This window comes from Caulobacter sp. 05T431 (assembly GCF_056665975.1).
The window spans coordinates 111,505-122,486 of sequence record NZ_JBFTKU010000017.1 but is presented as its reverse complement, the minus strand read 5'-3'; the positions used below and the strand labels follow the sequence as shown (position 1 = coordinate 122,486).

The window sequence follows — 10,982 nt, the reverse complement described above, 5'->3', positions numbered from 1 at the left end:
GGATCAGTCGGAGTCGCCGACGGCCCCTTCCGGGCGACCTGATCCTGCCCGCCCGAGGGGGAACGTCGACCGGGATGAAACAGGCCCTCAGTCGCCGTCCCTTGAGAAGAACGGTTTCGCGGAGCGGTCGAGCCAAGCCGAAACGCAAAACACACTCACGGTCTCCGGGCGAAGCCCGGTCCGCTCCGCGCCTCCCCGCCCCCTCGCCGCGAAAGCCCGAGGTCGAGAAGCCATGCCTGTCACGCCATGCCCGCTATTACTGCCCCCACCTGGCGGCTTCGCCGCCTGTCCGCCCTCAGGGGGCGGCGTGCGTCCGCCGCGCCAGGGCCGGCTGGCCGTGCCGCGTGGCCATGATCTCGCCGATCACCGCCACGGCCACCTCGAACGGGGCCTTGCCGCCCAGGTCCAGGCCGATCGGGGCGCGCAGCTTGGCCAGGTCGCGTTCGGCGACGCCGGCGGCCCGCAGGCGGTCCAGCCGCTCGCCCAGCCGTCGCCGCGCGCCCAGCAGGCCGACATAGGGCGCGGCCGAGGGCAGGGCGGCCAGCAGGGCCTGGTGGTCCACCGTCTCGTCGTGGCCGCAGATCGCCACGGCCGTCCACGGGTCCAGGCCGATGGCCGCCACGGCGCTCGCGACGTCGTCTCGGCGATAGGCCACGCCGGGCAGAGGCGGCGGCGCGAGCGGGCCCTTGGGCCGCACCAGGGTGGTCTGGAAGCCCGACTGCGCCCCCAGGCCCGCCACGGCCAGGGCGGTGGGGTCGCCCCCGAACACCACCAGGCGGGGCGGCGGGTCGAACCGGCGGGAGAAGGCGCCGGGCCAGGCCATGACGTCGTCGGTCGCGGGGACGCACAGCCGCCGCTCGCCGTCGGTGATCCAGACGGCCGGAAGCCGGGCCTGGGCCAGGACCAGCAGGTCGCGGGCCGCCGGATCGTCCGGGGTGATTCGCTCGACCAGGATCTCGATCCGCGCCCCGCAAAGCAGGCGGATGTCGGGCCAGGGACTGCCTTCGCCATAGACCAGGCGCCGGGGCCGGCCGTCGGCGATGCAGGCCCGGGCGTGGTCCTCGACGTCGGCCTCGATGCAGCCGCCCGACAGGAAGCCGGCGCGGCTCCCGCCGCCCGACTCATCGGCGCCGAACACCATCTGCGTGCCGACCGGGCGCGGGCCGCCGTCGCCGAGATCGATGATGGTGGCCAGGGCCGCCGGGCCTTGCGCCAGGGCGCTGGCCAGGGCCGGCCGCATGTCGTCCGCCAGGCCGTGGAGCGGCCAATCGGAAGGCGCGGCGGAGGGCGCGGAAGACACGTCGGCGGCGGCGTGGTCGGGCAGGTCCATTGCCAAGCATGTTAACGCCTCGGCAAGTTTCCAGAAACGCCTTCTTCAAACCTTGGGGCGTACGCTCGCCGACATTGGTGTTCAGTCCGCACGGATTTCCATGTCGCTTTCGGTTTCCAAGCTCGGTCTCGCCGCCGCCCAGTTCGGGCTGGACGGCATGAGTGCGTCGCCGCGCGCCCGATCGCCGGAAACCGAAGCTCGCGACATCCTCAACATCGCCGCCCGCGCCCGCCTGTCGGTGCTGGACGTGTCGGGCAACTACGGCCGCGCCGAGCAGGTGCTGGGCGACCTGATCCCGCGTCCCGTGCCGTTCCGCGTCACCCTGTCGGCCGCCCGCGCCGATCGCGGTCCCGACTTCGTCGAGGCCGAGGTCCGCGCCTCGCTGCGTCGCCTGGCCCTGGAGCGCGCCGACGCGGTCATCGTCTCTTCGCCGTCGGAACTGTTCGGCCCGCACGGCGCGGCCGTCTGGGACCGACTGGCCCGCCTGCGCGACGCGGGCCTGTTCGCCAAGATCGGCGTCGCCGCCCACGCCAGCGACGATCCGGTGGGCGTGGCCCGCCGCTTCAAGCCCGACATCCTGCAAGCCCCGGCCTCGCTGCTGGACCAGCGCCTGCTGGCCGACGGCTCGCTGCAGCGCATCGCCGGCATGGGCATCGAGGTGCAGCTGCGCTCGATCTTCCTGAACGGCCTTCTGTTCCTGCCGCCCGACCGCGTCCCCGCCCAGCTGAAGGGGGCCTCGGGCCGCCTGTCGAAGGTGCGCCGCATGATCGCCGAGGGCCGTTCCGATCCGCTGCAGGCGGCGCTGGGCTTCGCCCTGTCGCGCGTCGAAGCCAGCGCCGTCCTCGTGGGYGTCACCTCGGCCGCCGAACTGTCGGCCGTGGTCGCCGCCGCCTCCAGCCCGCCGCCCGACCTCGACTGGGACGACATGGCCATCGACGATCCGGTGGCCCTGGACCCGCGACGTTGGGTCGCCTGACGACCGGGCGAATCGAAGCTCAGCCTCAAGAAATGAGCTGAGACACAAAGAGGGAGCCGAACGCCATGATCCTCGCCGTCGTCCAGGCCCGCATGGGCTCCAAGCGCCTGCCCGGCAAGGCCGTCGCCACCCTCCAGGGTCAGCCGATGATCCTGCGCCAGCTGGAGCGGCTGCGCGCCGCCCGCCGCCTGAACAAGATCATCGTCGCCACCAGCAGCGACGCCGCCGACGACGGCCTGGCCGGCCTGGTGGTGTCGCGCGGCTACGCCGTRCATCGCGGCTCGGGCAGCGACATCCTGGACCGCATCGCCCGCTGCGCCGAGGCCGCCGGCCCGGTCAGCCACATCGTCCGTATCAAGGGCGACGCGCCGTTCGTCGATCCGGCGGTGGTGGACGAGGCCGTCCGTCTGGCCCAGGTCAGCGGCGCGGCCTACACCTCCAACCGCGTCGAGCGCACCTATCCGGCCGGCCTCGAGGTCGAGGTGGTCACCGTCGAGGCCTTGCGGATCGCCGCCGCCGAGGCGCGCGACCCGCTGGCCATGATCTCGCCCACCGCCGCCATCCGCGAGCGCCCCGACCGCTTCCGCCAGGCGCACCTCAAGACCCACCGCGACTGGTCGCACTACGACTGGCGGGTGAAGACCCCCGCCGACCTGGCCTTCGCGCGCTCGATCTACGACGCGCTCTATGCGGCCGATCCGGGCTTCTCGATGCACGACGTGCTGGACCTGGTGGAGAGCCACCAGGATCTCGGCCGGTTCGCGGCCTAGAACGGATTGGGGACAGGCCCTTGGGCCTGTCCCCAGCCGTGCTCGCTGAGGCCTACTTCCAAGCCCCGTACGGATCGACCGACGTCTTGCCCAACGCCTCGGCCACGGCCGGGTGGGTCAGCTGGCCGTTCAGGACGTTGAGGCCCTTGGCCAGGTGGACGTTGGTCTTCAGCGCGTCCAGGCCGTGGTCGGCCAGGGCCAGGCCGAACGGCAGGGTGGCGTTGCCCAGGGCTTCCGACGAGGTGCGCGGCGCCGCGCCCGGCATGTTGGCCACGCAGTAGTGGACGACGCCGTCGACCGTGTAGGTCGGCTCGGCGTGGGTGGTCGGATGGCTGGTCTCGAAGCAGCCGCCCTGGTCGATCGACACGTCGACCAGCACCGAGCCCGGCTTCATCTTGGCCAGGTGCTCGCGCTTGACCAACTTGGGCGCGGCGGCCCCGGCGGTCAGCACGGCGCCGATGATCACGTCGGCCTTGAGGATCTCGTCCTCGACGGCGGCCAGGGTCGAATAGCGGGTCAGGATGCGGCCCTGGTACAGGTCGTCCAGCTCGCGCATGCGGGGGATCGAGCGTTCCAGCACCACGACCTCGGCGCCCAGGCCGGCGGCCATGCGCGCGGCGTTGGAGCCGACCACGCCGCCGCCCAGAACGGCCACCCGGGCCGGGGGCACGCCGGGCACGCCGCAGAGCAGCAGGCCCATGCCGCCGTTGTGCTTGAGCAGGGTCTCGGCCGCGGAGAACACGGCGATGCGGCCGGCCACTTCCGACATCGGGGCCAGCAACGGCAGGCCGCCCTTGGCGTCGGTCACGGTCTCGTAGGCGATGGCCGCGCAGCCCGAGGCCAGCAGGCCCTCGGTCTGGGCCGGATCGGGCGCCAGGTGCAGGTAGGTGAACAGGATGTGGCGGGGGGTCAGGCGCTCCCACTCGACCTTCTGGGGTTCCTTGACCTTGATGATCAGTTCGGCGCCCGCGAACACCGCGTCGGCGTCGGGCGCGATGGTCGCGCCGGCCTTGACGTAGAGGTCGTCGCCGTAGCCGGCCCCGAGGCCCGCGCCGGTCTGGACCAGCACCGAGTGGCCGTGACCCACATACTCGCGCACGGCGGTAGGGGTGAGGCCGACCCGGTGTTCGCCCGGTTTGATCTCGGATGGCACTCCAACGCGCATGATTGTCTCCTCCAAAAGACGTTTGACGCTGGTTTACGCCTGAGCCAACGCAGGTTCCTGGGGGATTTCCTGCAGCGAGAACCGTGATATGCAGGAATCCATCGCCAAGGAGCCTTTGCGTTGAAGAAACCTGCGGCAAACCTCGACGCCTTCGACCGCAAGCTGCTGAACCTGCTCCAGCGGCGGGGCCGGGCCAGCTATGTGGAAATGGCCGAGGCGGTGAATCTTTCCGAATCCGCCTGCCTGCGCCGGGTGAAGGCGTTGGAGGAGGCCGGGGTGATCGGCCGCTACGCCGCGGTGATCGACGAGCGGGCGGTGGGCCTGCCGCTCAGCGTCTTCGTGACCGTCACCCTGTCGTCCCAGGCCGAGGCGACGCTCAGCGCCTTCGAGAAGGCGATCTCGCACGTCCGCGAGGTGGCCGAGTGCTACCTGATGACCGGCGGTTCGGACTATCTGCTGCGGCTGGTGGTGTCCGACGTCGACGACCTGGAGCGGGTGCACGCCCAGGAGCTGACCCGCATTCCCGGCGTCGTCCGGGTCAGCTCGTCGATCGCCATGCGCACCGTGGTCAAACGTGTCGAATTGCCGCTCTAGGGCTGCAAAGCATCGTGCGGAAAAGTGGAAGCCGGTTTTCCGCGAAAACGATGCGAAAGCAAAAAGCGCGGAGCGGCACGCGCGACGCAACGGCGCGCACCGCGCTCCGCGCCGTTGCGTCGTGGTTAACCCTTTCCTGCCAGGAATGGGCTCGACCTAACCGCTTTGCTCGTCGGGGGATGAGATGGTTTCGAGACGTCTGCTGCTGGGCGCCCTGGGCCTCGGCCTGGCCGCGCCCGCCCTGGCCTGGGCCGAGGGCGACAATCCCGTGGCCACGCCCTCGGTGCTGACCCGCAAGGGCCGCCGCACGCGTCGCGCCCTGAAGACCCAAGCCACCGACAAGGCCGCCCTCGACAAGACCCTGGCCCAGGTCAAGCCGCTGGAGGACCCCAACACCGTCGAACCGGCCGAGGTCCACCCGCCGGAAGTCAGCCCGGACGAGGCCCTGGGCCGCCTGAAGCAGGGCAACGCCATCTTCTCGCGCGGCGGCGCCAGCATCGCCCTGCCGACCACCGCCCGGATCGCCGAACTGGCCCAGGGCCAGCGGCCGTTCGCGGTGATCGTCGGCTGCAGCGACAGCCGCACCGGCCCCGAGCTGATCTTCGACTGCAATCTGGGCGAACTGTTCGTGGTCCGCGTGGCCGGCTCGACGGTCAGCCAGGAAGGCCTGGGCTCGATCGTCTACGCCGTCGAGCACCTGGGCGCGCCGCTGGTGGTGGTGCTGGGCCATACCAAGTGCGGGGCCGTGGGCGCGGCGGTGGACGTGGTGACCAAGCACGCCGACCTGCACGGCGCCCTGCTGAACATGGTGCTGCCCATCCTGCCGGCGGTGACCGAGGCCCAGGACAAGCACCCGGCAGACCTGCAGGACGCCGCCATCCGCCAGAACGTCCGCGACGTCGCCGCCCGCCTGAAGGTGGCCGACGGGACCCTGGCCGAGAAGCTGTCCGAGGGCCGCCTGAAGATCGTCTCGGCCACCTACGACCTGGCCAGCGGCGTGGTGGCGTTCGACGCATAACCTTGTTCCGGTGATCCGTTGACCCGTTGCCCGGCTTAGGCTCAAGTCTCCCGACACGCTGAGGTTGGGAGGCACGGGATGTCGACGGACGAGACGCCGCCGGAAGGCGGACGCGGGACCTTCGGCAGCCGCCTTTCGACCTATTGGGAAACCTTCAAGGGTCGGATCCCGCCCCAGCTGAAATCCCCGCTGGTCGCCGTGGGCGCGGCCGCCCTGGTCGTCGGCTTCGGCGGCGGCTTCGCCGTGGGCAAGGTCGCCGACCTGGGCTGGTTCGGCCACAAGGCCCCGACGGCAGAGGCGCCCCAGGGCCAGGCCTGGTCGCTGTTCGGCAAGCCGCGCTCGGCCAACGCCCCGCGCCGCGGAATCCCCAAGCCCGAGGGCTTCGCCGTCTGGCAGAGCCGCATCGACAGCTCCGGCGCCGAGCCGATGGCCTGCGTGCGGATGAGCAAGCCGCTGGACCCGTCCAAGGCCTATGCCGACTTCGTGCTGATCTCGCCGGACCTGGGCCGCCAGCCGGCCGTGCGCGTGAAGGACGACGAGTTGTGCATCGGCGGCGTCGGCTTCACCGACCATCGCGTCACCCTGCTCAAGGGCCTGCCGGGCAAGGGCGGCGAGACCCTGGCCGCCAACGCCGACGTCGACTTCACGTTTGGTGAAAAGCCTCCGTATGTCGGCTTCGCCGGCGACGGCGTGATCCTGCCGCGCGAGGAGTCCGACGGCGTGGCCCTGGAGACCCTGAACGTCTCCAAGCTGGCCATCGAGGTCTGGCGCGTGTCGGACCGCAACCTGGTGCGCAAGTCGATCAGCGCCCCCGACCCGACCGGCGAGGGCGACTATTCCAGCGACTATGGCGACGACAGCCCCGACGACGAGGGCCGCCAGGTTTGGAAGGGCGTGATCAATGTGGACGGCGCGGCCGGCCAGAAGGCCACGACCGTCTTCCCCCTGGGCGCGGTGCTCAAGGAGATGAAGCCCGGCGGCTATGTGATCAAGGCGCGCGACGCCTCGGGCGGCCGCGATCCGGACGGCGAGGGCGACCCGTCGCCGGCCCAGGCCCGCCGCTGGATCATGTTCACCGACATGGCCCTGATCGGCTACGACGGCGCCGAGTCCCTGGACGTGGTGGTCCGGTCGCTGAAGACCGCCAAGACGATCTCGGGCGTGCGCGTGGCGCTGGTGGCCAAGGACGGCGAGGACCTGGCCGTGGCCAAGACCGACGCCGACGGCCGCGCCCGCTTCGCCCACGCCTTGCTCGAGGGCGACGGCGCGGCGCGGGCCAAGATGGTCATGGCCTATGGCGACCAGGGCGACCTGGCGGTGCTGGACCTGGACCGCTCGCCGGTCGACCTGTCCAAGCAGGGCGTCGGCGGCCGCACGGAGTCCGACGGCGGCCGGGCGCTCTCCACCGACATCGACGGCTATCTGTACGCCGACCGCGGCATCTATCGCCCGGGCGAGACCGTGCACCTGACGGCCATGGTCCGTGACCGGCTGGCCAAGGCGGTCAACGACCGCAAGGGCTACATCCTGGTCAAGCGTCCTTCGGGCGTGGAGTTCAAGCGCTATCCGTTCAGCCGCGCCGACGCCGGCGCCGTGCTGGCCGACATCGCCCTGCCCCGCAGCGCCCCGCGCGGCCGCTGGTCGGCGGTGCTGAAGATGGAAGGCAGCGACGCCGAGGCCGGTTCGCTGAGCTTCAGCGTCGAGGATTTCGCGCCGCAGCGCCTGGCGGTCACCGCCACGGGCCAGGAGTCCGTGCCGGTCGCGGCCGGTCAGGAACGCAAGATCGACGTCTCGGCCCGCTTCCTCTACGGCGCGCCGGGCGCGGGCCTGCAGACCCAGGGCGAGGCGCGGCTGCGGCTCGATAGCGACCCCTTCCCGCAATACAAGGACTTCGAGTGGGGCGACGACCTGACGCCCTTCGACGAGAAGTTCATCGAGCTGGGCACGACCGTCACCGACGGCGACGGCCACGCCATCCTGAACCTCGGCACGGGTGAAGCCGGCGACACCGCCCAGCCGCTGGTCGCGGCGGTGACCGCCTCGGTGTTCGAGCCCGGCGGCCGCCCCGTGCGCGAAGGCCTTGAGCTGAAGGTGCGCGGCAAGCCGGTCTATTACGGCGTCAAGGTCGAGCAGGGCGACGCCGGGCGCGGCGATCCGCCGGTCAGCCTAGAGATGATCGCGGTCAACGCCGCCGGGGCCCGTATTTCGTCGACGGCGACCTACACCTTGATCAGCGAGAACTGGAATTACGACTGGTTCCAGCAGGACGGCCGCTGGCAGTGGCGGCGCACCAGCCGCGACGCGGTGGTGGCCAAGGCCACGGTCAATATCGGGGCCGGAACGCCCGCGCGCTTCAACCGCCGCCTCGGCTGGGGCGACTATCGCCTGGTGGTCGAGGGGCCGGACGGCGCCAAGACGGTGACCAAGTTCTCGTCGGGCTGGGGCTCGCCGGCCAAGGAAGGCGAGGCGCCCGACTTCGTGCGGGTCAGCGCCGGGACCAAGGCCTACGCCCAGGGCGACACGGTGGAGATCACCCTGAAGTCGCCCTATGCCGGCCAAGCCCAGGTGGCGGTGGCCACCGACCGGCTGATCGACTTCAAGACCCTCAGCGTCGGCGAGAACGGCACGACCGTGCGCCTGAAGACCTCGGCCGCCTGGGGCGGCGGGGCCTATGTGATGGTCACCGTCATCCAGCCGCGCGACCCGGTCAGCTCGCCCAAGCCCAAGCGGGCCCTGGGCCTGATCTATGTCCCGCTGGACCCCAAGGGCCGGAAGCTGACGGTCGACATCGACACGCCGGTGAAGCTGGACTCCAAGGCGCCGGTCGACGTGCCGATCAAGGTCAACGGCCTGGGCTTCGGCCAGAAGGCCAAGGTGACGATCGCGGCGGTGGACGAGGGCATCCTGCGCCTGACCCGCCAGGACAGCCCCGACCCGGCCAAGTGGTACTTCGGCAAGCGGGCCCTGACCCTGAACTACCGCGACGACTACGGTCGCCTGCTGGACCCGAACATGGGCGCGCCGGCCAACGTCAATTTCGGCGCCGACGAACTGGGCGGCGAGGGACTGACGGTGACGCCGATCAAGACCGTGGCCCTGTGGTCCGGCGTGGTCGAGACCGGCCTCGACGGCAAGGCGGTGGTCAAGCTGCCGGCGGCCGACTTCAACGGCGAGCTGCGGATCATGGCCGTGGCCTGGACCGACACCGCCGTCGGCTCGGGCTCCAAGGCCATGACCGTGCGCCAGCCGGTGGTGGCCGATCTGAACCTGCCGCGCTTCCTGGCCCCCGGCGACAAGCCGATGGCGACGCTGGAGCTGCATAACGTGGAGGGCAAGGCCGGGGCCTATACGGTCGAGGCCAACGCCACCAACGGCATCGCCGTGGCCTTCAAGAAGGTGATCACCCTGGTCCTGGGCCAGAGGATCGCCGAGAAGATCCCGTTCCTGGCCCCCAACGTCACCGGCATCGGCAAGGTCGGCTTCAAGGTGGCCGGCCCCGGCTTCCAGACGGCCAAGGACTATCCGATCCAGACCCGCCTGGGCTGGGGCGACGTGGTGCGCACCACCACCGAGCTGCAGCAGCCGGGCATGAGCTACACACCCGACGCCCAGCTGCTGTCGGGCCTGGCGGCCGGGGACATCACCCTGCAGGTCAGCTACTCGCCGTTCCGGGGCTTCGACCCGTCGGCGATCGCGGTGGCCCTGCAGCGCTATCCCTATGGCTGCACCGAGCAGATGGTCTCGACCGCCTATCCGCTGCTGTACGCCCAGAGCCTGTCCAGCGATCCCAAGCTCAAGCGCAATCCGGCGATCCTGTCGGCGGCGGTGGGCAAGCTGCTGGACCGCCAGACCCTGGACGGGGCCTTCGGGCTGTGGCGGGTGGGCGACGGCGAGGCCGACGCCTGGCTGGGCGCCTACGCCACCGACTTCCTGGTCGAGGCCAAGGCCCAGGGGATCGCCGTGCCGGACGAGGCGATGGACAAGGCCCTGAACGCCATGCGCCAGATCAGCCGTCCCGACGGCTGGAGCTCGGTGTCCTACCGGCTGGAATATCCGGAGTGGTGGGGCCGCACGCCCGACGACTCCAAGAAGGCCACCGAGCGCATGCGCCGGCGCGCCTCGGCCTACGCCCTCTATGTGATGGCCAAGGCCGGACGCGGCGACCTGGCGCGGCTGCGCTGGTGGCACGACGTGCAGATGAAGGACGAGGACCAGCCCCTGGCCAAGGCCCAGGTGGCGGCCGGCCTGGCCCTGATGGGCGACCAGGCCCGGGCCCGCTCGGCCATGCGCCAGGCGGTCAAGTCGCTGGGCTGGCGCGACGACAGCGACTGGTACCAGAGCCCGCTGCGCGACGTCGCGGCCGTGACCGCCCTCGCGGTCCAGGCCGGCCAGGGCGACATCGCCCGCCAGCTGCAGGGCCGTCTGGAGAACGTGGTCCGGGACCCCGACGCCCTCAACACCCAGGAGCAGGCGGCGGTGCTGTCGGCGGCCTACCAGCTGCTGAAGGCGGCCGGTCCGATCACCGTCGACGCCCAGGGCGCCACCGCCCTGCCGCCCGCCGGCGGGGCCCCACGCTGGGCGGTGGGCAAGCTGTCGGACGCCCACTTCACCAACAGGGGCAAGGGCGCCCTGTGGCGGACGGTCAGCGTGCGCGGCACGCCGGTGGCGGCGCCGGGCGCGGCGGCCAACGGCCTGTCGGTGTCCAAGCGGCTGTTCTCGATGAGCGGCGGGGCGATCGATCCCAGCCAGATCCACCAGGGCGACCGGGTGATCGTGCTCGTCACCGGCCGCTCGATGCAGGCCCGTTCGACCGCCCTGGTGGTCGACGACGCCCTACCGGCCGGCTTCGAGATCGAGACCACCCTGGGCGCCGACGACGCCCAGAACGGTCCGTTCAAGTTCCTGGGCGAGCTGACCAACCCCGACGTCCAGGAAAGCCGCGACGACCGCTACATCGCCGCGCTGGACCTGGGCGGCGAGAAGCCGTTCGCCATGGCCTATGTGGCGCGGGCCGTGACGCCGGGCGAGTTCTTCCTGCCCGGGGCGACAGCCAAGGACATGTACCGGCCCAGCCTGAACGCGCGGTCGGACGCCGGGCGGATCACCGTGGCGCCGGGGCAGTAACCCAA

Annotated in this window: 7 protein-coding genes; 5 read left to right on the top strand and 2 right to left on the bottom strand. The window is 71.3% G+C overall.

Annotated features, from left to right (window positions below; translation table 11 throughout):
- Positions 1-295 precede the first annotated feature (295 nt).
- Complete coding sequence (locus AC1U89_RS16525) at positions 296-1,330, bottom strand: XdhC family protein (protein ID WP_479900777.1); 1,035 nt, start codon at positions 1,328-1,330, stop codon at positions 296-298.
- 100 nt (positions 1,331-1,430) lie between these two features.
- Between AC1U89_RS16525 and AC1U89_RS16520 the strand changes: the two genes are divergently transcribed.
- Both AC1U89_RS16520 and AC1U89_RS16515 read left to right on the top strand, forming a co-directional pair.
- The gene (locus AC1U89_RS16520) at positions 1,431-2,306 is read left to right on the top strand and encodes a bifunctional regulator KidO (RefSeq protein WP_479900776.1); all 876 of its coding nucleotides are present in this window, start codon (positions 1,431-1,433) and stop codon (positions 2,304-2,306) included.
- Between the two features lie 65 nt (positions 2,307-2,371).
- A complete protein-coding gene (locus tag AC1U89_RS16515) occupies positions 2,372-3,076 on the top strand; it encodes a glycosyltransferase family protein (RefSeq protein WP_029910383.1) in 705 nt (234 codons plus the stop codon).
- 52 nt (positions 3,077-3,128) lie between these two features.
- On the opposite strand, the gene ald is transcribed toward AC1U89_RS16515, so the two are convergent.
- On the bottom strand, positions 3,129-4,241 hold the full coding sequence (ald, locus tag AC1U89_RS16510; protein ID WP_479900775.1) for an alanine dehydrogenase: 1,113 nt from the start codon (positions 4,239-4,241) through the stop codon (positions 3,129-3,131).
- A 120-nt stretch (positions 4,242-4,361) separates the two neighbouring features.
- Here ald and AC1U89_RS16505 point away from each other — a divergent pair, with 120 nt between their 5' ends.
- The 3 genes from AC1U89_RS16505 (at position 4,362) to AC1U89_RS16495 (ending at position 10,977) form a co-directional block, all read left to right on the top strand.
- The gene (locus tag AC1U89_RS16505) at positions 4,362-4,835 is read left to right on the top strand and encodes an Lrp/AsnC family transcriptional regulator (RefSeq protein ID WP_479900774.1); all 474 of its coding nucleotides are present in this window, start codon (positions 4,362-4,364) and stop codon (positions 4,833-4,835) included.
- A gap of 184 nt (positions 4,836-5,019) precedes the next feature.
- A complete protein-coding gene (locus AC1U89_RS16500; protein WP_479900773.1) occupies positions 5,020-5,853 on the top strand; it encodes a carbonic anhydrase in 834 nt (277 codons plus the stop codon).
- A gap of 78 nt (positions 5,854-5,931) precedes the next feature.
- Positions 5,932-10,977 carry an alpha-2-macroglobulin family protein gene (locus tag AC1U89_RS16495; RefSeq protein ID WP_479900772.1) on the top strand — a complete coding sequence of 1,682 codons (5,046 nt, stop codon included), beginning with the start codon at positions 5,932-5,934 and terminating at the stop codon, positions 10,975-10,977.
- Positions 10,978-10,982: the final 5 nt, after the last annotated feature.